The organism is Roseomonas sp. HF4, assembly GCF_005222755.1.
Taxonomy (GTDB): Bacteria; Pseudomonadota; Alphaproteobacteria; order Acetobacterales; family Acetobacteraceae; genus Neoroseomonas.
Map to the genome: position 1 here is coordinate 400,119 of NZ_STGD01000002.1, position 20,513 is coordinate 420,631.

Consider the following 20,513-nt stretch of genomic DNA (forward strand, 5'->3'; position numbering starts at 1 on the left):
GTTCTCTTCTCTCCCAGGCCAGCCCGCATCACCCCGGCGGCGCCACCGACAGGCCGTGCACGCCATGCTTCTCGATCAGCCGCGCGACCAGGCCGCTCGCCTTCGCCTCCTCGACGAAGCCGGCGAGAAATTCCGCCGCCGCCGCGTTCGCCCGCGCCGTGCCGATCGCCTGCTGCACGGCGCTGAACTGCCCGTCCAGGATGCGCGAGCCCGGCAGCGCCGCGGCGTCCTTGATCAGCCTTGGGCGGAGCCCGGCCAGCGCCTCCAGCCCCTGGTCCGTGAACAGCCGGAAGGCGGCGTCGATGCTCTCCGCGCGCAGCAGCGTCGCACTCGTGATATTGCGCTCGAGCCAGAGGTCGTAGGCCGCGCGCGCCGTGCTCGCGATGCGGATGCCCGCGCGATCCACCTCGGCGATCGAGCCGATGGTCGAGCCGGGCGGCACCAGGTAGGTCGCCTCGATCTCGGCATAGGCGGCGCTGAAGGCGATCGTCTCGGCGCGCTGCGGCTCGGCGCCGATCAGCGCGATGTCCCAGGCGTCGGTGCCGCAGGCATCCGCCACCAGCCCGGGCGATCGGAAGGGCACCAGGCGAAGCGGCACGCCGAGGCGCTCGGCGACCGCGCGCGCCATGTCGGGCGAGACGCCGACCGGGCTGCCATGTTCGTCCCGCCCGGTCACGAGCAGGAAGTTGCTGAGATTGATGCCGGCGCGCAGCGCGCCCGTCGGCGCCAGTTGCAGCCGGGCCACGTCGGGGCTCATGCGCCCTGCATCTCCACCTTCTCCGCGCCGTCGGCAGCATGGTGGAAATTCGCGCGCTGGTAGCCGGTCATGAACTCCGGATAGGTGATGGGCGGCATCCGGGCCGGGCTGCCATCGGCGGTGATCGGCGCCATCACCGCGTCGTAGCTCGCATCGAAGAAGAACGGAATCGCGTAGCGTTCGCGGCCCGACCGGTTGATCACGCGGTGCGGCGTGGCGAGGAAACGGTTGTCCGTCCAGCGCCGCAGCATCATGCCGCCATTGATGAGCAGCGCGCCTTCCGGCGCCGGCGCATCGACCCATTCGCCGCTGGTCAGCCGCAGCGACAGGCCGGGGATACGGTTCTGCGCCAGGATGGTCATGAAGGACGTGTCGAGATGCGGCGCGATGCCGAACTCGTTCTCCGGCGCCGTCGGCTCCTGCTGCGGGTAGTGCGACATGCGGAGCGTGTACATCGGCTCCCGGAAGAAGGGCGCGAAGAAGTCGGCCTTCTGGTCGAGCGCGCGGGCGTAGATCGGCAGCAGCGACAACGCGAGCCCCTCGAACGCGTCGCAGGCGGCCAGCACCTTTTCGCGGAAGCCGGGCAGGCCAGTCGGCCACTGGTTGCGGCCACGGAAGCGCACGCGGCCGATCACGTCGGGATGATCGGCCGGGAGGTCCCGCTTGAAGAACACCGCCTCGTTCGCGTTGGGCAACGCGACATCGCCCACCGCGTTGACACGCGTGGTCGCCCCGCGCATCGGCATATAGCCGATGTTGTGCTCGTTGATCTTCAGCGCGAGCTTGGCGTCGAGCGGCTGCGCGTGGAACAGCTCGGCCGCGGCGAAGGTCGCGTCCAGAAGCGCCTGCGGGATGCCGTGGTTGCGCACGAAGTAGAAGCCGACCTCGGTGAAGGCCTCGCGCAGCGCGGTGCCAAGTGCCTCCAGCGCACCGGGCGCGCCCGCGCGGAAGGGGCCGAGGTCAAGAACGGGGATCTTGTCGCTCATCGGGGCGTCTCCTGGGCCGGGATGAAAAGCGTCGCACCGGCAAGCGGTGCGCGCAACGGGGGCTTAGGCCGGCAGCAGGTTCAGCCGGCGCAGCAGGTCGCGCTCCTCCTCGAAGGTGCGCTGCATGTCGGCGCGATAGGCGTCGCCATCCTTGAGGATCAGCGGCTGGTCGAGCCGTTCGAGGAACTGAAGGTGGGCGGGTTCCTGCGCGGCCTCGCGGAAGGCGTCGGCCAGCACGCGCACCACGCCGGCATCCATCCCGCGCGGCCCGATCAGCCCGCCCGGGCTGTCGACCGCGATGTCGATGCCCTGCTCGCGCAGCGTCGCCACCTCCGGGAAGCGCCGCGCGCGGCCGGTCGTGTAGATGGCCAGCAGGCGCAGTTGCCCCGCGAGCACCATCGGCGCCCAGCCCGAGGATTCCGAGGCGAAGTCGATCTCCCCGCCGAGCAGTGCGCGCAGCGTGTCCGCCGTGCCGCGATAGGGCACATGCGTCCAGGTCAGGTCCTTCATCATGCCGATGCGCGCCATCACCAGATGCTGCGTCGATCCGGTCCCGAGCGTGCCGTAGTTGAGCTTCCCCGGATTGGCGCGGGCATGCGCGAGCAACGCGTCGAGCGTGCGCCACGGCGCGTCGGCCCGCACGACGAGGCCCATGGTGAAGCCCGTGATCTGCAGGATGTAGGTGAGGTCGTCGATCGGATGGTAGGGCGGGCGCGGGTTCAGCAGCATCTGCCGCACCACCCCGACATGCATCTGGGAGATGGCGTAGCCGTCCGGCCGCGCCTCCTTCAGCGCCATGGCGCCGAGGATGCCGGCGGCGCCTGCCCGGTTCTCGACCACCACGGGCTGGCCGAGCTTGCGCGTGACGGCTTCCGCCATGATGCGGAATCCCGTGTCGGCGGGCCCGCCGGCCGTCCATGGCACGATCAGGCGGATCGGGCGGTCGGGGAAGCGCGCCTGCGCGAAGGCCGGAAGCGGCAGCGCGGCAAGGCCGAGCAGGGCGGCCCTGCGCGTCAGGCGGGGCGGCATGATGGCGGTCATGGCTGGTCTCCCTGGCAGGGGGAAAGTCTGGCGCGCGGAAGCGGTGCACCGCAAGCCCCGCCCTTGCCGGCATCGCCGCCCGCGGCCTAGCCTCGCGCAGAAGATCAACAGATCGGAGACGACGATGCGACCGACCGACCGCCGTTCCCTTTTCGCGCTGACCGCGGCGCTGGCCGCCGGCGCCGCGCTTCCCGCCGGTGCGCGCCCGCTCGACCAGGTGCTGTCGTCGCGCCGGTTGCGTGCGGGCATCAACCCGACCCTGCCGCCCTTCGGCACCTTCAACGACCGCAACCAGATCGACGGCTTCGATGCCGACATCGCGCGGGAGATCGCGCGGCGGATGAACATCGAGCTCGAAATCGTACAGGTCGGCAGCCCCGACCGCATCCCCTTCCTACAGGCCGACCGCATCGACATCGTGCTCGGCGCCATGACCCGCACGATCGAGCGCGCGCTGGTGATCGACTACACCCATCCGCTGCACACCCAGTCCGTCGTTGTCCTGACGAAGGAAAGCGGCACGGCCAAGCCCGTCAACCGGCTCGCGGACCTCAACGACCGCGCCGTGCGGCTGGTGCAGGTTCGCGGCACAATCGGCGTGCCCTGGATCCAGGCCAATGCGCCGCAGGCGCAGGTCACGCTGCTCGACAACTACCCGGACACCTTCCGCGCCCTTGCGCAGGGCCGTGCGGACGCGATGGTCGACGTGTTCGAAAGCGTGGTCATCCCGATGCGCAACTTCCAGGGCACGCCCTGGAAGATCCTGGACGAGGTGATCGCCTCCACCTGGGTCGGCATCGGCGTGCAGAAGGGCAACACGACGCTGCGCGACGTGCTGAACGTCATCCTGTTCGAACTCCACCGCACGGGCTTCGTGAACGCGACCTGGGAGAAGTGGTTCGGCAGCCCGATGCGCACGCAGATCCCCTTCAACCCGATGTTCTGACATGACGCTCCAGTACGGGCAGGTCCTGCACTACCTGCCCGACTTCCTGCTGGGCGCCGGCATGGCGCTCTGGATCGCGGCGGTCGCCTTCGCGGGCGGCCTGCTGATCGGGCTGGCGGGCGCGGCGGTGCTGACGCAGGGGTCGCGCTGGGCGCGCGTGCCCACGCTCATGTATGTCCGCTTCTTCACCTACACGCCGCAGCTCGTGCAGATCTTCTTCCTCTTCTTCGCCCTGCCCGAATTCGGCATCATCCTGTCGCCCATCGCGGCGGTGCTGATCGGGATGACGCTGAACGCCGGCGCGTATCTCACCGAGATCGAGCGCGCGGGCTTCGCCTCGGTGCCGCAGGCGGAGCTGGACGCGGCCGAGACGCTCGGCTTCTCCCGCATCCAGACGGTCTGGTACGTCATTGCGCCGCATGTGGTGCGCACGCTCTACCCGTCGCTGTCGAACCACTACATCATCATGACGCTCGGCACCTCGATGGCAGCGATCTTCGGCGTCGAGGAACTGACCGGCCGTGCGCTCAACGCCAACGCCATCTCCTTCCGGTCGGTCGAGATCTTCTCGATCGCGGCCGGGCTCTACATCCTGCTGACCATCGTCGCGTCGGTGCTGCTCTGGCTGGTCGGACGCTGGCTGTTCCGCGTCAAGGCGAGGGCGTTCTAGGCGATGTCGGCCTGGCAGATCCTGGCGAACGAGGCGCCGCGCTTCTTCACCTGGTGGAACATGGTCTTCCTCGGCCAGGCGGTGCTGAACACGCTCATCGCGTCGGTCGTGGGCTGCGCGCTCGGCTACGCGGCGGGCTTCCTGCTGGCGACGCTGCGGCTGCCGCAGGTCATGCCGTTCGCACCCGTGCGCACGGTGGCGATCCTGTGGGTCGAGGCCTTCCGCCGCATCCCCTTCCTGGTGCTGCTGCTGCTGGTCTTCTTCCTGAGCCAGGCGCTCGGGCTGGCGGCGCCGCTCTGGGCGGTCGCCATCGCCGCCGTCGCCATCCGCATGAGCGCGCTCGCCGCCGAGAACGTGCGCGCGGGCTACGACAGCGTACGCCCGCAGCAATGGGAGGCGGCGCTGACCATGAACATCCCGGCGCTGGCCGCGCTGCGCCGCATCGTGCTGCCGCAATCCTGGAAGGTGATCCTGCCGCCGTCGATCGTGCATGTGCTCAGCATGGTGAAGGAGACCTCGCTCGTCTCGCAGATCGGCTTCATCGAGATCACCTTCGCCGCCAAGATGCTGACCCAACGCGGCTTCAGCGCCATGATCACCTACGGCACGGCGCTGCTGCTGTACTTTTGCCTGTCCTGGGCGCTGGCATCGCTGGCCCGCGTCGCGGAACGGCGCCTCACGTCGCGCCCGACCTTCACAATCCCGACGCCCTGAGCGCGGCCCGCAGGCTGGCCGCGTCGGCCTCGTCCACCGGCGGATGCGGCGGGCGGACGGCGGCGTCGGGGATGATCCCCATCTCCCGCAGGCACCATTTCAGCCGCGCCGTCGCGCGCCCGGCGGGTGGCGCGCCGTAGATCGCCTCGGCCAGCGGCTCCAGCCGCTCATGCAGGGCGCGGGCGGCGGGCAGGTCGTTCGCGCGCACGGCGGCATCCAGCGCCACGATTTCGTCCGGCATCAGGTCCGCCAGCGAGACGAGGCTGCCGTCGCTGCCATGGACCATGCAGGCCAGCAGGTGCTCGTCCCCGCTCGCGCAGACCGCGACATCGGGGCGCAGCCGGCGCACCTGGCGGCGGAGCGCGTCGTAGCCATCGACCTCCCAGCCACCTTCCTTGATGCCGACGACGGTTTCGATCTTCAGGAGTTCCGCCAGCGTGTCCGACGTGAAGGCCATGCGCCCGGCGGCGTGGTGCGCCTGGAACAGGAAGATCGGCAGCCCGGGAACCGCATCCGCCACCGCGCGATGATGCAGCACGGCCATCGCCGTGGTGTGCGCCAGCGCGAAGGCATTGGGCAGGAAGACCATGACGGCGTCGGCGCCGGCCGCACCTGCCTCGCGCGCTTCCTCGGCGGCCTCATGACTCGATTCCGCGTTCACGCCGGCGACCACCAGGCGCGTCCCGTCGAGCGTCGCGCGCGTCACCTCGACCGCGCGGCGCTTCTCGGCGCGCGTGATGACGAAGTTCTCCCCGGCATGGCCGTTGATCAGCACGCCGCGGATCCCTGGGCGCAGCACGCAATGCGCGGTATGCGCGGCGTAGGCGTCCCAGTCGGGTGCGAAATCCGCGCGCATCGGCAGCACCGTGGAGGGATAGATGCCGTGGAACCGCGTCCCGCTCATGCCGCATTGCTCCGTTCGTTCAGCAGCCGGTCGATGGGAAACAGCGGCAGGTCGGGCTCCTGGCCGAGCACCGCCTGCGCGAGCAGCCGCCCCATGTAGGGGCCGCTCGTGTAGCCCGAATGCACGCTGCCGATGATCCAGGCATCCTCGACGCCGGGAATGGGTCCGATGGCGGGCAGCGCATCGGCGGTCTCGGCCTCGAGCCCGAGCCAGGAGCGCACGACGCGCGCCTCCCGGAGCGCGGGCACCGTATGCGCGGCGAGGCGGACATTGCCGAGGAAATTCTCCGGTCGCACCGACACTCCGCCGCGGGCGCGGTCGCCGATGCCCTGCCAGCCGCCCCCGATCAGCACCGTCCCGTTCGCATACTGCTTCAGGCTGAGCAGGCCCGAGGCGACGCCGAGCACGGTCCGCATCACCGGCGCCATGCGCTCGGTCACGACCAACTGGTTGACCAGCACCTTGATCGGCAGCCGGATGCCGACCCAGGCGGCCATGTCTTCGAGCCACGCGCCGCCCGCCAGCACCAGGCGCCGCGCCGCGATCGCGCCGGCCGCCGTGTCCAGCGTGAACCGCTCGTCGACGCCACGCACCGGCGTGTCCTCCAGCAGTGTAACGCCGGCCTCCAGCAGCGCGGGCCGGAAGGCACGGCCGGTCAGGTAGGCCGAGGTGAAGCCGTCGATCGGACAATGCCCCGCGAGCTTCACGCCATCCGCCAACCCCGGCTCGATCGCCTGCGCCGCGCGCCCGTCGATCATTTCGATCGGCGCCCCGGCCGCGCGGCGGATGCGCGCGCGTTCCTCGAGCATCGCGGCCTCGCCATCGGTGAAGGCGACGGACAGTCCCGGGCAGGCCGTGGCCAGCACATCCCCGCCGGCGCACCATTGCGGCATGGTCAGCCACATCTCGTGAGCGCGAAGCGCGTAGGGAATGAGCGCGGCACGCGTCATCTGCATCGTCAGCGTGCCGGCATTCACGCCAGACGCCTCGCGGCAGATCCCGCCGCGGTCGAGCAGCGCGACGCGCATCCCGCCGCGCGCCAGGAACAGCGCCGTCGCGCAGCCCATCACGCCGGCGCCGACCACGGCGCAGTCGAAGCGCGCGGTCATATCGGCGCCGGCGCCGGCACGGGGATGTCGCCGTAGTCGAATTCGCCGAGGATCGCCTCCATCGGCACCGGCCGCAGCGGGATGCGCCCGGTCGCGAAGCCGACCTCCGCCACCGGCACGCCGCGCGCGGCGGCGAGGATCGCGGCCGCCGCCTCGCCGCACATGCGCCCCTGGCACGGCCCCATGCCGCAGCGCGTGAAATGCTTGAGCTGATTGACGGTCGCGGCACCGTCGGCCGCGGCATCCTCGATCGCGGCGCGTGCCACGCCCTCGCAGCGGCAGACGATCGTCTCCGGCGGAATGGCCGCGACCAGCGACGGGCGCAGCGCCATCATGCGCGCCATCGCCGCCCCGGCCCGGCGCGCCCGGCCGAGCGCGGCCGTCCCGGACGCCGGCCGCTCCCCCGGCAGGCCAAGGTCGTCGAGCGCGGCGAGCGCGGCGACGCGTCCCGCCGCGGGCGCCGCCGCCGCGCCGCGCACCCCGGCGCCGTCGCCCGCGGCATAGAGCAGCGGCACGCTCGTGCGCTGCCGGTCGTCGAGAACCGGGACCCATCCGCCGTCCTCGGGCCGGTGCGCGTGACGCGCGCGGTAGGTCCGGGTCGCCTCGGTCGCCGGCACCAGGCCGTGGCCGACGCAGAGCGCATCGGCCTCCAGGATGCACTCGGCCCCGCCGGCCAGGACACGCACGCGCGCCAGAACGCCGTCCCCCTCGGCGGCGGCGACCTGCGAGCCCTGCAGCACGGGCACCCGGCGCGCGAGCAGCCCCGCCCGCCAGGCGGTACCCCGCGCCAGAAGGTCGGGCCGCGCGGCCAGCGCCGGCAGCGCGGCGATCCATTCCCCGCGCGACGCCGCATCCGCCACGGCCACAACCTCGCCGCCGCCCGCCAGAACCTTCGCGGCGACGGCGTAGAGCAGCGGCCCCGCGCCCGCGACCACGACGCGCCGGCCCGGCAGCACCCCCTGCGCCTTCAGCAGGATGGTCGCGGCCGCCAGGCCGATCACGCCGGGCAGCGTCCAGCCCGGGAACGGGATCACGCGTTCATGCGTGCCGCAGCAAAGGATCAGCGCGCGCGCCAACACCGCGAAGGGCACGCCATCGGCGCCGAGCGCAGACAGCGCGAAAGGTCCGGCCGCCTCCCCCGCCGGCCCCAGCGGGCCGCCGCCGAGGCCCCACACGCGGCAGCCGGTCCTGACATCGGCACCGCTGGCCGCGAGCGCCGCGCGCAGGCGGTCGCCCTCCCGCCGGTCGGCATCCGGCTTCCCCACGAAGTCCGGCGGCGGCGCACGGTGCACCTGGCCGCCGGGCGCGGGCGATTCCTCCAGCAGCACTACCCTCGCGCCGCCCACCGCCGCCGTCGTGGCCGCCGCCATGCCCGCCGGGCCGCCCCCCAGCACCGCGATATCGAAGCTCATGCCGCGCTCACGACCTGCCCGGCGACGACGGGCGTCAGGCAGGCCTGCACCAGGCGCCCGTCCACGCGCAGCAGGCATTGCTGGCAGACGCCCATCATGCAGAAGGCCGTGCGCGGGCGCGCCGGGTCCTCGCCCTCGCCGAAGCGCAGGATGCTGGCGGCGATCAGCGCGGCGGCCAGGCTCTCGCCGGGGTGCGCCGCGACCGGCTGCCCGTGCACCGTGATGGTGACAGGCGCGGGGCGCGCGATGCCGGCGATGCGAAGGCTCATGCGCCGAGGATAGGCACGCGTGGCCGTCGTGCAACTCCCGCGCGGGCTTGACGGCGGCGCGCCGATGCCACGACCATGACGGCATCGAACCGGGACAAGCAAAGCATTGGCCTTCCTGTCCATCCACGGGCTGACGGTTTCCTACGGCGGCAAGGCCGACGTGCTGCGCGACGTCTCGCTGGAGGTCGAGCGCGGCGAGGTGATCGGCCTGATCGGGCCATCCGGGTCCGGCAAGTCCACCATCCTGCGCACCCTGGTCGGGCTTCTGAAGCCGCGCGCGGGAACGGTCACGCTGGACGGCACGAAGGTGGACTACGGCAGCCGGGGCAGCCTGCGCGCGGCGCGCGACCGCTTCGCCATCGTCTTCCAGCAGTACAACCTGTTCCAGAACATGACCGCGCTGCGCAATGTCGCGATCGCGCCGACGCTCGTGAAGAAGCGCGGCCGCGCCACGGTGGAGGAGGAGGCGCGCGCGCTGCTCGCACGCGTCGGCCTGGCCGAGAAGGTGAACGCCTATCCGGACGAGCTTTCCGGCGGGCAGCAGCAGCGCGTGGCGATCGCCCGCGCGCTGGCGCTCAAGCCCGACATCCTGCTGCTTGACGAGATCACCGCCGCGCTCGATCCCGAGCTGGTCGGCGAGGTGCTGGACACCATCCGCGCCTTGCAGAAGGACGGCATGACGATGCTGATCGTCAGCCACGAGATGGCCTTCATCCGGGAGGTCGCGAGCCGCGTCGCCTTCCTCGACCAGGGATCGGTCGTCGAGACCGGGCCGCCGGCGGAGATGTTCGACCGTCCGAACAGCCCGCGCCTGAAGGAGTTCACGTCGCGGATCCTGCGCCACTGAAGGCGCAGGATCCCAGCATGGGAGACACGACATGACCGACCGCCGCGCCCTGTTCGCCGGGGGGGCCGCCGCCGCCGCGGCCGCAGCCACGCTGCTGACGCCGAAGGATGCCGCCGCGCGTTCGCTGAACGACGTGCTGAGCGGTGGCGAGATCCGTGTCGGCGTCAACCCGACCTTGCCGCCCCGCGCCCTGTTCAACGAACGCAACCAGATCGACGGCTTCGAGCCCGAGGTCGCCGCCGCGATCGCCCGCAAGATGGGCGTGCGGCTCGCGCTGCAGCCGGTCGGCTCGCCGGAGCGAATCCCGATGGTCGCATCCGGCCGCATCGACTTCGTCATGGGCGCCATGAGCCGCACCAGCGAACGCGCCAAGGTCATCGACTACACCGTGCCCGTGCATTCCGAGAACTACGGCATCGTCGCCGTGCAGGGCCGCGGCCACACCTCGATCGAGGCGCTGAACAAGCCCGAGGTCACGCTTGCGCAGGTGCGGGGCACGACCGCCATCGCCTACATCCAACGCGCCATCCCGAACGCGCAGGTGCTGCTGCTCGACAACTATCCCGACCGCAACCGGGCCATCGCGCAGGGCCGCGCGCAGGCATCCTTCGACGGCATCGATTCCGTCCGCTTCGCGCTGAGGCCGTTCCGCCAGGTGCAGTGGGAAGTTACGGCCGTGCCGGAATTCGGCGTGACCTATTCCGGACTCGGCGTGGCGAAGGACAACCATTCCCTCCGCAACTGGCTCAACATCGCGCTCTATGAACTGCACACCGACGGCACGATCGAGCGCGCCTGGGAGAAGTGGTTCGACGGCCCGATGTTCACCAAGGTCCCGGCCAGCCCGTTCTTCTGAGCGGGCGTGAACTACACGCTCATCTACTCGCAGGTCACGGGGCACATCCCGTACCTGCTGGGCGGCGCGGTCTTGACGCTGCAACTCGCGGTGATCTCCTTCCTCGCGGGCTGGGCGATCGGGCTGCTCAACGCCTCGGTCCTGCATTTCGGGCCGCGGCCGGCGCGGCTCGCGGTGCAGGGCTACGTGACCTTCTTCATCAACACGCCGCTGCTGGTGCAGATCTTCTTCATCTTCTTCGTGCTGCCCGATGCGGGGATCCTGCTGTCCCCCTATGCCGCCGTCGCCATCGGCATGTCGCTCAACGCCGGCGCGTATCTCACGGAAATCCAGCGCGCCGGCTTCCAGTCGCTGCGGCGGGAGGAGATCGATGCCGCCACCGCGATGGGCTTCTCCGTGCCGCAGCTGGTCTGGTACGTCGTGCTGCCGCATATCGCCAAGGCTCTCTATCCGCCGCTGTCCAACCAGTTCATCATCCAAGTCATGACGACCTCCATCGCCGCGATCTTCGCGGTCGAGGAACTCACCGGCCGCGCCTACAACGTCAACTCGCTGACCTTCCGCTCGCTCGAGGTGTTCTCGATCGTGGCGGTGATCTATGTCCTGCTGACGCTCGTCTGCTCGGTCGCGCTCGCGCTGCTCGGGCGCTGGCTGTTCCGCGTGAAGGCGAGGGTGTTCTAGCCGTGTGGGACCAGATCCTCGAGGACGCGCCGCGCTTCTTCGGCCCCTGGAACCTGCTGTTCCTGGGGGAGGCGTTGGTCAACACGCTGCTGCTCTCCTACATCGGCGCCGCTCTTGGCTTCATGATCGGCTTCGGCCTCGCGATCGGGCGGCATCCGCGGCTCTACGGCATCCTGCCGGTGCGCCTCGCCGCCACCGCCTATGTCGAGGTGTTCCGCCGCATCCCCTTCCTGGTGAAGCTGATGTGCGTGTTCTTCGCCTTCCAGCTCTCGGGCACGCAGGCGACGCTGTTCACCGTCGCGCTCGTCACCGTCGTGCTCTCGGCGGCCGCCTTTGCGGCCGAGATCGCGCGCGCGGGCATCGAGGCCGTGCCCGCCCCGCAATGGGACGCGGCGGAGGCGATGAACTTCTCCCGCTGGCGGGTGCTGACGCGCGTGGTCGCGCCGCAATCCTGGCGCGTCGTGCTGCCGCCACTGTTCGGCTACGCCGTCGGCTTCATCAAGTCGACCTCCATCGCGAGCCAGATCGGCGTGATGGAGTTGACCTATGCCGCCAAGATCCTGAACACGCGCGGCTTTTCCGCGCTGCTCTGCTTCGGCACGATCCTGGTGCTGTACTTCCTGATCTGCTGGCCCACCAAGCGCATCGGCGAGAGGCTCGAGGCGCGGCTGGGGCGGCGCGCCAAGGCCTGAGGAACACCGCCATGCCCTTCGTCCCGCCCGGCACCCGCCTGCTCAAGGGCGCCATCGACTGCCATGTCCACTGCGCGCCGCATCTGTCGGGCCGCGCGGTGAACGCCTTCGGCGCGGTGCGCCAGGCCGCCGAGGCGGGCATGCGCGCCATCGGTATCATGTGCAACTTCCAGAACACCTCGGGCCTGGCCGCGCTGGTCAATGACGAACTCGGCCATCTGGGCGTCGAGGCCTTCGGCGGCCTCATCATGCAGCCGACCGCCGGCGGCGTGACGCTGGAGGCGGCGCGCACCGCCATCGGCTACGGCTACGGACCGGGCACCGGGGCACGCTTCGTGAGCCTGCCCACGCACCACACCCGCCATGTCGCGACGCGGGAGGGCCGCAGCCCCGCCTTCCTGGAAACCACCTTCTCGGTCCCCGAGAGCGGTAAGGTGCCCGACCCGGTGCCCGCGATCATGGACCTTTGCGCGGCAAAGGACGTGGTGTTCGACTGCGGCCACGTCTCGGGACGGGAGGCGGTGGCGCTGACGGAGGAGGCGAAGCGCCGCGGCGTCGCGCGCATCCGCACCCACTGCGCGCGCTACGCGCCCGAGGAGATCGCGGCGATCGTGGCCCTCGGCGGCTTTGCCGAGTTCTCCTTCTTCGTCCTGACGCATGCGACCCAGGTGGGGCTCACGCATGTGGACGAGGAGAAGCACAAGATCGCGTCGAACAGCGTGATCCAAGACTATACGCCGCGGATCCGCGCGGCGGGCGACCGGGCGATCCTGTCGACCGATGCCGGCGTCTACCTGCTGCCGCCACCGGTCGAGGCGATGCGCGAATACCTGATGTTGGTCGAGAGCGAGGGCTTCTCGGAGGTGGAGATCCGCCGGATGACGGGCGCCAACCCAGCCTGGCTGTTCCGCGTCGCGGAACCCGCCGCCTGAGGTTGGTTGGATGGGGCGGGGCGGTCGTCGATGTGTGGTGCGGAACAGGGAAGCCGTTCGCGGGCACGACATGCGTCGGCCGGGCCGAGCGTCCGCGGCCCGCTACGACCAGATCTCCTCAGCGCCCAGCATCCGCGCCATCAGCCCCTGCGCGACGCACCAGCGGTTCGCGAGGGTCAAGGCCGGCGCCAACGCGTCGCGCGTCGCCGCCGCGGCACCCAGGATATGCAGCAGGTCCGCGACCAGCCCCGCCTCGCCGGCAAGGGCCGAGCGGATCACCACCAGGTGGTTCACCGGCACGAAGCCGTGGCGCGCCTGGAAGTCTCGCCCCGCGGCGGCCGCGTCGGGGAAGACCGGGCGGAATTCATCGCCCGCCGGTAGCTCGGCGCCGAAGATCGCGGCGTCGAGCTCGCCCGCGCGCAGCATCGCCGTCATGTCGGCCCCCGCCGGCGCCCGCGTGCAGAAGGGCGGGTCGCGAAAGCCTGGGACGTGCGCGTCCTCGAATGTCGTCCAGGCAATCGCCTCGGGCGCGACGCCGTGGCTCTCGGCCAGCACGCCGCGCAGCCACATCCCCGTGGTCTGGCTGTAGGCGCGCACGCCAACGCGCTTGCCCGCCAGGTCCGCCGGACCGCGGATGGCGCCGTCGGTCCGGCAGAGGATCGCCCCTTCCTGGAAGCGCGATGCCATCACCACGGGCAACAGCGTGATCGGGACACCGGCCTCCTTCGCCATCAGGAAGGTGGCGATGGCCATTTCGCTGACGTCGTAGCGCGCCTCCCGCACCATCGGCGCGAAGGCGCGGCTGATCGGCTTGACCGCGACGCGCTCGAGCCGCACCGCCGGGGTCTCCGGCAGCGCCGCGGTGTGCGGGTAGTCGCCGAGCGCTGCGTTGAGCACGCGCGCGCTCACGCGCCCACCTCGGCGAAGAAGGCATCGACCAGGGCGTTGAAGGCGGTCGCGCGCTCGAACTGCGCGGAATGGCCAGCCTTCAGGATCGGTGCGACGCGCGCGCCGGGAATGACGCTCGCCATCGCCGCCGCGGCGAAGGGGGGCAGCACGATGTCTTCCTCCGGCGGGACGAACAGTACGGGGCAGTTCGCGGCGGCGAAGGATTCGGGCGGACGGCGGCGATGCACGTCGAGCTTCGCGCGCACCGCTTCCCGATCGAAGCCCTGGTTCAGGCCGAAGATGTGCTGGTACAGGTGGTAGAGGGCCGGCTGTTCCTCGGCCATGCGGGCGCCGGCCGCCGGGTTGATGTTGCGCGCGGCGAGCGCGGCGCGCGTCGCCGCGCTCTCCTGCCTCCAGGCCTCGAGGCGGCCGCGCTCGGGCTCGCGCATCTGCCGCGCGTCGAGCGAGCCGGTGGTGGCGCCGAGCACCAGCGCCTTCACCCGCCCCGGCCGCATCAGCGCGTATTCCACGCCGGTCCATCCCCCCATCGATTGGCAGATGATGCGGACATCGCCGAGGCCGAGTTCGTCCACCAGCGCCGCCAGGTCGCCGGCATAGGCGGTCGGGTCCGGCCCCTCGGCCGGCGCGGCCGATGGGAAGAAGCCTCGATGGGAGAACGCCACGCAGGTGTAGCGCGGCGCGAAATGCGCCACCTGCTGCCACCAGGTCATGAGGTTCCCGCCCAGGCCGTGGGCGAAGACGATGGCGGGCCCCTCGCCCGTCACCTCGTAGCGGATGCGGGCGTCGGGGCGTTCGATCCAGCCGGCGCGGCGGGGGGGTGCGGCGAACATCACGCGAGCGTCTCGACCACATGCGGGAAGACGGACTGGAAGCCCTCCCCCCACTTGATCGTCTTGTCGGAATTGCGCGCCGCCTGCGCGCCGCGCTGCTGGGCCACGCGGGTGTAGTATTCCCAGAGGTGCTCCTGCCCTTCCATGCACTCGATCGCCGCGCGCTTCTTCGCCCAGACGCTGCCGATGTCGAGCAGCATGTCGGGCTTCCAGTTGCATTGCTCGGGCTGGTGCGGCTCGAACAGGAAGACCGGCGGGGCGCCGAGCACCTTCTGCCCCGGGTTGTGGCCATGTGCTTGCGCGGTGATGCGCGCGTGCTGCGCGAAGTCGGTCACCGCGGGGTGGTCGCGGTTGTAGATGTCCTCCTTGCTGTGGGTCAGCACGAAGTCCGGGTGGATGGCGCGGTAGACATCGACCAGGCGGAACAGCGAGTCGTTGGTCAGCGTGATCGGGTAGTCGCCGAGGTCCCAGAACTGGATGTCGTGCACGCCGAGCACGCCGGCGGCCTTCTTCGCCTCGGCCTCGCGCGACGCCTTGACGCGATCGAGCGTCATGCCTTCCTGGCGCCAGAGCTTGGCCGATTCGCCGCGCTCCCCGTAGGACAGGCACACGACCGTGACCTGCCAGCCGCGCTCGGCATGGAGCGCGATGGCACCGCCGCAGCGCCAGACGAAATCGGCGGAATGGGCGCTGACGACGAGCGCGGTGCGGGGCATGCGGGTCCTCCGGGTCTCGGGGCGCGCGGTCTGGCGGGACGGCCCCCGCGCGCCTAGGCTAGGCATCGGGAATTAGCGCAGGAGACGCCCGCCCGCCATGGCCAGCACGCCCGACACCTTCGACTACGTCATCGTCGGCGCCGGCGCCGCAGGATCGATCCTGGCGGCGCGGCTGACCGAGGACCCCGGCGTCAGCGTCTGCGTGCTGGAGGCGGGGCCGCCCGACCGCAACTTCTTCATCCATTTGCCGGCCGGCTTCATAAAGACGCTGGTCGACCCCTCGGTCACCTGGCAGTTCAGCACCGAGCCTACGGAGCGCACCGGCGGGCGCCGCATCAAGACCATCCAGGGGCGGACGCTGGGCGGGTCGTCCTCGGTCAACGGCATGATCTACAACCGGGGGCAGCCGGCGGACCTCGACAGTTGGGCGCAGCGCGGCAACCGCGGCTGGGGCTATGCGGATTGCCTGCCCTACTACATGCGGACCGAGAACCGCATCGGCTACGGCCGCGACGACCGCCGCGGCAAGCAGGGCGGCCTGCCGGTCACGGACATGGACTGGATCCACCCGCTCTCGGAAGCCTTCATGGAGGGCTGCGTCGCGGCCGGGCTGCCGCGCAACCCGGACTACAACAGCGGCGACCAGGCCGGCGTCGGCTATTTCCAGCGCGGCATCCAGGGCGGCTGGCGCGTCTCCGCGGCGCGCGCCTTCCTCAAGCCCGCCATGGCGCGGCCCGAACTGGAAGTCCGCACCCATGCGCGCGCCTCGGCCATTCTGTTCGAAGGGAAGCGCGCCGTCGGCATCCGCTACGTCACCGAGCGCGGCGGCCCGGCGCGGGAGGTGCGGGCGCGGCGGGAAGTGATCCTCTCGGCCGGCACGGTGAACACGGCGCGGCTGATGCAACTCTCAGGCATCGGGCCGGCGTCCACGCTGGCGCGCATCGGCGTGCCGGTCTTCCACGAATTGCCGGTCGGCGAGAATTTCCGCGACCACTACGCCTCACGTCTCGTCATGCGCGCCAAGCCGGGCATCCAGACGCTGAACGAGCTCGCGCGCGGCTTCGGCCTGGTGAAGCAGGTGGCGCGCTGGGCGACGGGGCGGCCTTCCATCCTCGCCACCGCACCGTCGCACGTGCACCTGTTCTGGAAATCCTTCGAGGGGCTGGACGAACCCGACCTGCAGGGCGTCTTTACCCCCGGCTCCTATGCCGAGGGCAAGGTCTACGTCTTCGACGAATATCCCGGCTGCACCGCCGGCGCCTGGCAGCACCGGCCCGACAGCACCGGCTGGGTGCGCGCGAAAAGCACCGACGTCTTCGAGGACCCGGAGATCCAGCCGAACTACCTGAGCGACGAGAACGACCGGCGCGTCCATCTCGGCGGCATCCGCCTGATCCGCCGCCTGCTGCACATGCCGCAGATGATGCGGCACCTGGAGAAGGAGACGCTGCCGGGGCTGAACGTCGAGCGCGACGACGAGTTGCTCGACTTCGCCTATCGCAACGGTGTCACCACCTACCACCTGATCGGCACCTGCCGCATGGGGCCGGAGACGGACAGGACCTCGGTCGTGGACGACCGGCTGATGGTGCATGGGCTCCAGGCGCTGCGCGTCGTCGATGCGTCGGTCATGCCGTCCATGCCGTCCGCGAACACCTACGCGACCACGATGATGATCGCCGAGAAGGCCTCCGACTTCATCCGCAAGCGTGAACCGCTGAGCGCAGCGGCGTGACGGCGCGGCCCTGGTCCTTCGACCAGCCCGTTCGCAGCCGCGGCTACCGCTGGTGGTACATCGACGCGCTGTCAGATGACGGCGCGCAGGGCATCACGCTGATCGCCTTCATCGGCACCGTCTTCTCCCCCTGGTACGCCTGGGCGCACCGGCGCGGCGAGGTCGATCCCGCCGAGCATTGCTGCCTCAACGTCGCGCTCTACGGCACGCCCCGTCGCTGGGCGATGACGGACCGGCGGTCGCGCGCGCTGATCCGCGATGCCGACACACTGACGATCGGCCCCTCCAGCCTGCACTGGGACGGCACGGCGGTGACCATCGACATCGAGGAGGTGACGGCGCCGATCCCCTCCCGGCTCGCGGGGCGCGTGCGCGTGCTGCCCGATGCCGTATCCGACCGTCCCTTCGTGCTCGACGGCGCGGGGCGTCACCGCTGGCAGCCCATCGCCGCGCGGGCGCGGGTCGAGGTGGCGCTGACGCATCCGACGCTCCGCTGGTCCGGCCCCGCCTATTTCGACACCAATGCCGGCGACCGTCCGCTCGAGGAGGATTTCGCCGAGTGGGACTGGTGCCGCGCGCCGCTCCGCGAGGAGACGGCGGTGCTCTACAATGCGACCCGCGCCGACGGATCGGCGCAATCGCTGGCGCTGCGGGTGAAGGCCGATGGCGCGGTCGAGGACATGGAGCCGCCGCCGGCCGCCGCCATGGCGCCCACGCTCTGGCGCCTGCCCCGGCCAACGCGGGCCGAGGGCGGGGAGGCACGCGCCACGCGCACGCTGGTGGACGCGCCCTTCTATTCGCGCTCCGAGATCCGCACGCGCCTCCTGGGCCAGGAGGCGACGGCGATGCACGAATACCTCAATCTCCGGCGCTTCCGCTCGCCGGTGCTGTACTCGATGTTGCCGTTCCGGGTGCCGCGGGCGCTGCGGTAGGCAGCGGCGCCCCGCGCCAGCCGACATCGAGCGTCGCGACCTCCCCGAAGGTCGCGCGCCGCGCCATGGCCTCGCGGATGATGGGCCAGGATGTCGCCGTCATGGTCAGGAAGGGTCTCGGATCATGCCGGGACCACGTCACGTCGCGCGTCTTCAGCAGCGTCCGCAGCTTCCGCCCGAACCCGCCGCGGAACAGGCCGAGTTGCGTCTCCGTCAGGCAGGAATAGAATTGCTGCAGCCGCGTCTCGGGCTGGAAGCGCAGCGGATGCGTCGGGTCCAGCACGGCGCGCGCCAGATCCTCAGCCGAGAAAAAATGCAGCCCGCTGGTCGTGCGCGGATTGCACTCGATCGCGAAGGGATGGCCCTCGTGATCCAGCATGAAGTCGAAGGAGAGGAAGCCCGTCCAGCGCGTCGCCGAGGCATAGGCGCGCACGAAGGCCTCGATCCGCAGGTCCTCCACGCGCTCGAAGGCGATGCTGACCGAGCCCGAATGCATGAGGCCCTGGTAGACCACCGTGCCGCTGACGACGCCGTCATGCACCAGGGAGCAGGTGCTGCGCTCCGGCCCCGCGATCATGCCCTGCACGATGGCCGGCGCCGCCGGGTCGGCGGCCGGCAGGACCGCGCCCCGCCGCAGCCGCAGCACGCCGCGGCCCGAGCACGCATGCAGCGGCTTGACCACGACATCCTGCCGCGCGGCCAGAAGCGCGGCCGCCTCGCTGCCCAGAGGATACGTGGGGGGCACCGCGAGTCCCAGCCGGTCGGCCACCGCCGCGAAGGCGCCCTTGTCATGCGCGGCGAGAACCGCGGCCGCGGGCATCGCGAAAAGCCGCGTGCGCCCGGGCAGACGCCCGTGCAGCTCGGCGACATGCACGACCTCCTCCGAGACCGGCAGCACGAGATCAGCGGCCTCCTCCTCGACCACGCGCAGCAGCCCGGCCAGATACGCCTCGCGATCCGTGGCCGGCGCCGTGACGACGACGCTGCGCGCGACGCTCCGCGACGCGCCGGCGAGATGCCGCCGGAACGGCTCAGCCACCACCACGCGCCATCCCGCGGCATGGAATGATCGCGCCAGGTCCAGCGCCTTGGGCAGGCGCCCGAGCGTGAGCAGGACGGTCCCCGCGCTCATGCCGCGGGCGTCACCCGGGCCATGATCTGCTCCACGGGCCGGGTCGTCAGCCGCGCCGCAGGGCGCACCTTTTCCGACGCCGCGACATGGAAGTCGAAACGCCGGAACAGCCGCGCCACCAGCAGCACCGCCTCCACCTGCGCGAAGGCCGCGCCGGCGCAGACGCGCGGCCCGATGCCGAAGGGGATGTAGGCGCCGGCGGTCACCTCGCCCTCCCGCCCCGCGTCGAAGCGGTCGGGGTCAAAGACGTGCGGCCGCTTCCAGTAGGCCTGGTGGCGATGCAGCACCCAGGGGGCGACCATCACCAGGGCGCCGCGCCGGATGCGATAGCCGTCCAGCGCCGTCGCCTCGTTGGCCACGCGCGGCAGGAAGGTGATCGGGGGATAGAGGCGGAGCGTCTCGCGGAACACGTTGCGGATGAAGGGCAGGCGCTTCGTGTGCTCGAAGGTGACGGGGCCGTCGCCGCAGACCTCGGCCACCTCGGCGCGCAGCCGCGCGACCAGCGCGGGCTGCGTGGCGAGCAGGAAGAAGACCCAGGTGAGCGCGCTGGCGCTCGTCTCGTGCCCTGCCAGGAACAACACGCCGAGCTGGTCGATCAGCTCGTCGCGCGTGAAGCCGCGGCCCTCGGCGTCGCGCGCCTCGGTCACCGCGCGGCAGATGTCGTCGAAATCGGCGCCGGCCGCGAGATGCGTGTCGAGCAGCGCGCCGAGGTGGCGGCGGATCAGCGCGCAGGCGTCGAGCACGTGCCGCTTCTGCGGGATGCGCGTCCAGGCGCGGTCGAGGATCAGGCGGCGGATCTCGACCTGCGCGACGCTGCGCTCGAAGTCGGTGAAGGCGTCGAAGACCTCGTGAGCGACCTGGCTCTTCAGGCTGGTCGAGAAGACCGTGCGGCAAATGATGTCGGCCGTGAGGTGGCTCATCGCGAGGTCGAGCGAGAAGGCCGTTCCCTCGCGCGCGGCCCGCGCGAGCGTCTCCTCCGCCGCCGCCGCGCCGGCTTCCATGGCCGGGAAGGCGCGGTTCACGCGCATCATGGACAGCGCGGGGTCGATCATCGCGCGCTGGCGCCGCCAGGTGGCGCCGGAGGAGACGAAGATGGAATCGCCGATCAGCGGGTCAAGCGCCTCGACCATCAGGTCGCTTTTCGGGAAGATCCCCTCGGGGTCGGTCAGCACGTGCCGCACCAGGTCCGGCCGGTTCACGATGATGGTCGACCGGCGCGACCAGCCGAGGGGGCCGATCGGCATCCGGTACGCTTCCGCCGGCAGCAGGCCGAGCAGGTTGCCCTCCCCTTCGAGCATGGCGCGGACCAGCGCCACGACGGCAGGCAGGGACCGCGGATGCGGCGGCTCGAAAGGCCTGAAGGGCGTCATGGGCAGGTCGAGCATGGCGCTCAATTCGGGGCCTCGCGGCGCAGGGCATCGGCGCACCATTCCGTTGCTTGAC

At 71.1% G+C, this 20,513-nt stretch carries 22 protein-coding genes; 10 read left to right on the forward strand and 12 right to left on the reverse strand.

Translation table 11 applies throughout. The features are described 5' to 3' along the window. Nucleotides 1-28 precede the first annotated feature (28 nt). From E8M80_RS04825 to E8M80_RS04835, 3 genes are all read right to left on the reverse strand, one after another. Nucleotides 29-757 (reverse strand): transporter substrate-binding domain-containing protein, encoded by a 729-nt coding sequence (locus E8M80_RS04825; protein ID WP_137124511.1) that lies wholly within the window; start codon nt 755-757, stop codon nt 29-31. Continuing rightward, nucleotides 754-1,743, reverse strand: coding sequence for an isopenicillin N synthase family oxygenase (locus tag E8M80_RS04830; protein WP_137124512.1), 990 nt, complete (start codon nt 1,741-1,743; stop codon nt 754-756). Before E8M80_RS04830 ends, E8M80_RS04825 begins: the two co-directional genes overlap by 4 nt. A gap of 63 nt (nt 1,744-1,806) precedes the next feature. Further along, complete coding sequence (locus tag E8M80_RS04835) at nt 1,807-2,784, reverse strand: tripartite tricarboxylate transporter substrate binding protein (RefSeq protein ID WP_240789893.1); 978 nt, start codon at nt 2,782-2,784, stop codon at nt 1,807-1,809. Nucleotides 2,785-2,908: 124 nt separating this feature from the next. Here E8M80_RS04835 and E8M80_RS04840 point away from each other — a divergent pair, with 124 nt between their 5' ends. Genes E8M80_RS04840 through E8M80_RS04850 form a run of 3 tightly spaced genes read left to right on the forward strand, consistent with a single transcriptional unit; the run spans nt 2,909 to nt 5,114 of the window. After that, the gene (locus E8M80_RS04840; protein WP_137124513.1) at nt 2,909-3,730 is read left to right on the forward strand and encodes a transporter substrate-binding domain-containing protein; all 822 of its coding nucleotides are present in this window, start codon (nt 2,909-2,911) and stop codon (nt 3,728-3,730) included. 1 nt (nt 3,731) lies between these two features. Beyond that, nucleotides 3,732-4,400 (forward strand): amino acid ABC transporter permease, encoded by a 669-nt coding sequence (locus E8M80_RS04845; RefSeq protein WP_137124514.1) that lies wholly within the window; start codon nt 3,732-3,734, stop codon nt 4,398-4,400. Nucleotides 4,401-4,403: 3 nt separating this feature from the next. Then, nucleotides 4,404-5,114: an ABC transporter permease subunit gene (locus tag E8M80_RS04850; protein ID WP_137124515.1), complete on the forward strand. Its 711-nt coding sequence runs from the start codon at nt 4,404-4,406 to the stop codon at nt 5,112-5,114. On the opposite strand, the gene E8M80_RS04855 is transcribed toward E8M80_RS04850, so the two are convergent. Genes E8M80_RS04855 through E8M80_RS04870 form a run of 4 tightly spaced genes read right to left on the reverse strand, consistent with a single transcriptional unit; the run spans nt 5,095 to nt 8,808 of the window. Further along, complete coding sequence (locus E8M80_RS04855) at nt 5,095-6,018, reverse strand: dihydrodipicolinate synthase family protein (protein WP_137124516.1); 924 nt, start codon at nt 6,016-6,018, stop codon at nt 5,095-5,097. The two genes, E8M80_RS04850 and E8M80_RS04855, sit on opposite strands and share 20 nt — an antisense overlap. Beyond that, nucleotides 6,015-7,127, reverse strand: coding sequence for an FAD-binding oxidoreductase (locus E8M80_RS04860; RefSeq protein ID WP_137124517.1), 1,113 nt, complete (start codon nt 7,125-7,127; stop codon nt 6,015-6,017). Before E8M80_RS04860 ends, E8M80_RS04855 begins: the two co-directional genes overlap by 4 nt. After that, nucleotides 7,124-8,539 carry an FAD-dependent oxidoreductase gene (locus E8M80_RS04865; protein ID WP_137124518.1) on the reverse strand — a complete coding sequence of 472 codons (1,416 nt, stop codon included), beginning with the start codon at nt 8,537-8,539 and terminating at the stop codon, nt 7,124-7,126. Before E8M80_RS04865 ends, E8M80_RS04860 begins: the two co-directional genes overlap by 4 nt. Further along, nucleotides 8,536-8,808: a 2Fe-2S iron-sulfur cluster-binding protein gene (locus tag E8M80_RS04870; RefSeq protein ID WP_137124519.1), complete on the reverse strand. Its 273-nt coding sequence runs from the start codon at nt 8,806-8,808 to the stop codon at nt 8,536-8,538. Before E8M80_RS04870 ends, E8M80_RS04865 begins: the two co-directional genes overlap by 4 nt. Nucleotides 8,809-8,914: 106 nt before the next feature. Between E8M80_RS04870 and E8M80_RS04875 the strand changes: the two genes are divergently transcribed. The 5 genes from E8M80_RS04875 to E8M80_RS04895 are packed head-to-tail and all read left to right on the forward strand — an operon-like array spanning nt 8,915 to nt 12,816. Next, nucleotides 8,915-9,655, forward strand: coding sequence for an amino acid ABC transporter ATP-binding protein (locus tag E8M80_RS04875; RefSeq protein ID WP_137124520.1), 741 nt, complete (start codon nt 8,915-8,917; stop codon nt 9,653-9,655). Nucleotides 9,656-9,686: 31 nt separating this feature from the next. Then, entirely contained in the window at nt 9,687-10,511 is an 825-nt protein-coding gene (locus E8M80_RS04880) for a transporter substrate-binding domain-containing protein (protein ID WP_137124521.1), read from the forward strand. A 6-nt stretch (nt 10,512-10,517) separates the two neighbouring features. Next, nucleotides 10,518-11,192: an amino acid ABC transporter permease gene (locus tag E8M80_RS04885; RefSeq protein ID WP_137124522.1), complete on the forward strand. Its 675-nt coding sequence runs from the start codon at nt 10,518-10,520 to the stop codon at nt 11,190-11,192. Between the two features lie 2 nt (nt 11,193-11,194). After that, on the forward strand, nt 11,195-11,884 hold the full coding sequence (locus E8M80_RS04890; protein WP_137124523.1) for an amino acid ABC transporter permease: 690 nt from the start codon (nt 11,195-11,197) through the stop codon (nt 11,882-11,884). Between the two features lie 11 nt (nt 11,885-11,895). Continuing rightward, complete coding sequence (locus tag E8M80_RS04895; RefSeq protein ID WP_137124524.1) at nt 11,896-12,816, forward strand: DUF6282 family protein; 921 nt, start codon at nt 11,896-11,898, stop codon at nt 12,814-12,816. 102 nt (nt 12,817-12,918) lie between these two features. Here E8M80_RS04895 and E8M80_RS04900 read toward each other — a convergent pair whose 3' ends face one another. From E8M80_RS04900 to E8M80_RS04910, 3 genes are read right to left on the reverse strand one after another with little or no spacing between them, the layout of a single operon-like run. After that, nucleotides 12,919-13,725, reverse strand: a complete 807-nt coding sequence (locus E8M80_RS04900; RefSeq protein WP_137124525.1) for an ABC transporter substrate-binding protein — start codon at nt 13,723-13,725, stop codon at nt 12,919-12,921. Then, a complete protein-coding gene (locus E8M80_RS04905; protein ID WP_137124526.1) occupies nt 13,722-14,555 on the reverse strand; it encodes an alpha/beta fold hydrolase in 834 nt (277 codons plus the stop codon). Before E8M80_RS04905 ends, E8M80_RS04900 begins: the two co-directional genes overlap by 4 nt. Continuing rightward, nucleotides 14,555-15,271 (reverse strand): PIG-L deacetylase family protein, encoded by a 717-nt coding sequence (locus E8M80_RS04910; protein ID WP_137124527.1) that lies wholly within the window; start codon nt 15,269-15,271, stop codon nt 14,555-14,557. The genes E8M80_RS04905 and E8M80_RS04910 overlap by 1 nt, the downstream gene beginning before the upstream one ends. A gap of 97 nt (nt 15,272-15,368) precedes the next feature. Between E8M80_RS04910 and E8M80_RS04915 the strand changes: the two genes are divergently transcribed. Both E8M80_RS04915 and E8M80_RS04920 read left to right on the forward strand, forming a co-directional pair. Continuing rightward, nucleotides 15,369-17,006: a GMC family oxidoreductase gene (locus E8M80_RS04915; RefSeq protein ID WP_137124528.1), complete on the forward strand. Its 1,638-nt coding sequence runs from the start codon at nt 15,369-15,371 to the stop codon at nt 17,004-17,006. Next, complete coding sequence (locus E8M80_RS04920) at nt 17,003-17,938, forward strand: carotenoid 1,2-hydratase (RefSeq protein WP_240789894.1); 936 nt, start codon at nt 17,003-17,005, stop codon at nt 17,936-17,938. Before E8M80_RS04915 ends, E8M80_RS04920 begins: the two co-directional genes overlap by 4 nt. Here E8M80_RS04920 and E8M80_RS04925 read toward each other — a convergent pair. Together E8M80_RS04925 and E8M80_RS04930 are read right to left on the reverse strand one after the other, a co-directional pair. Continuing rightward, nucleotides 17,865-19,070, reverse strand: coding sequence for an ATP-grasp domain-containing protein (locus E8M80_RS04925; protein WP_137124529.1), 1,206 nt, complete (start codon nt 19,068-19,070; stop codon nt 17,865-17,867). The genes E8M80_RS04920 and E8M80_RS04925 overlap by 74 nt on opposite strands. Beyond that, a complete protein-coding gene (locus tag E8M80_RS04930; RefSeq protein ID WP_206035568.1) occupies nt 19,067-20,455 on the reverse strand; it encodes a cytochrome P450 in 1,389 nt (462 codons plus the stop codon). The genes E8M80_RS04925 and E8M80_RS04930 overlap by 4 nt, the downstream gene beginning before the upstream one ends. Nucleotides 20,456-20,513 lie beyond the last annotated feature (58 nt).

What these genes read in the sequence shown, in the direction of transcription:
- E8M80_RS04930 (WP_206035568.1), bottom strand. Translation starts at nt 20,455, where the DNA reads ATGCTCGACCTGCCCATGACGCCCTTCAGGCCTTTCGAGCCGCCGCAT.
- E8M80_RS04870 (WP_137124519.1), bottom strand. Translation starts at nt 8,808, where the DNA reads ATGAGCCTTCGCATCGCCGGCATCGCGCGCCCCGCGCCTGTCACCATC.
- E8M80_RS04860 (WP_137124517.1), bottom strand. Translation starts at nt 7,127, where the DNA reads ATGACCGCGCGCTTCGACTGCGCCGTGGTCGGCGCCGGCGTGATGGGC.
- E8M80_RS04880 (WP_137124521.1), top strand. Translation starts at nt 9,687, where the DNA reads ATGACCGACCGCCGCGCCCTGTTCGCCGGGGGGGCCGCCGCCGCCGCG.
- E8M80_RS04865 (WP_137124518.1), bottom strand. Translation starts at nt 8,539, where the DNA reads ATGAGCTTCGATATCGCGGTGCTGGGGGGCGGCCCGGCGGGCATGGCG.
- E8M80_RS04845 (WP_137124514.1), top strand. Translation starts at nt 3,732, where the DNA reads ATGACGCTCCAGTACGGGCAGGTCCTGCACTACCTGCCCGACTTCCTG.
- E8M80_RS04835 (WP_240789893.1), bottom strand. Translation starts at nt 2,784, where the DNA reads ATGACCGCCATCATGCCGCCCCGCCTGACGCGCAGGGCCGCCCTGCTC.
- E8M80_RS04895 (WP_137124524.1), top strand. Translation starts at nt 11,896, where the DNA reads ATGCCCTTCGTCCCGCCCGGCACCCGCCTGCTCAAGGGCGCCATCGAC.
- E8M80_RS04855 (WP_137124516.1), bottom strand. Translation starts at nt 6,018, where the DNA reads ATGAGCGGGACGCGGTTCCACGGCATCTATCCCTCCACGGTGCTGCCG.
- E8M80_RS04925 (WP_137124529.1), bottom strand. Translation starts at nt 19,070, where the DNA reads ATGAGCGCGGGGACCGTCCTGCTCACGCTCGGGCGCCTGCCCAAGGCG.
- E8M80_RS04830 (WP_137124512.1), bottom strand. Translation starts at nt 1,743, where the DNA reads ATGAGCGACAAGATCCCCGTTCTTGACCTCGGCCCCTTCCGCGCGGGC.
- E8M80_RS04840 (WP_137124513.1), top strand. Translation starts at nt 2,909, where the DNA reads ATGCGACCGACCGACCGCCGTTCCCTTTTCGCGCTGACCGCGGCGCTG.
- E8M80_RS04910 (WP_137124527.1), bottom strand. Translation starts at nt 15,271, where the DNA reads ATGCCCCGCACCGCGCTCGTCGTCAGCGCCCATTCCGCCGATTTCGTC.
- E8M80_RS04850 (WP_137124515.1), top strand. Translation starts at nt 4,404, where the DNA reads ATGTCGGCCTGGCAGATCCTGGCGAACGAGGCGCCGCGCTTCTTCACC.
- E8M80_RS04905 (WP_137124526.1), bottom strand. Translation starts at nt 14,555, where the DNA reads ATGTTCGCCGCACCCCCCCGCCGCGCCGGCTGGATCGAACGCCCCGAC.
- E8M80_RS04915 (WP_137124528.1), top strand. Translation starts at nt 15,369, where the DNA reads ATGGCCAGCACGCCCGACACCTTCGACTACGTCATCGTCGGCGCCGGC.
- E8M80_RS04825 (WP_137124511.1), bottom strand. Translation starts at nt 757, where the DNA reads ATGAGCCCCGACGTGGCCCGGCTGCAACTGGCGCCGACGGGCGCGCTG.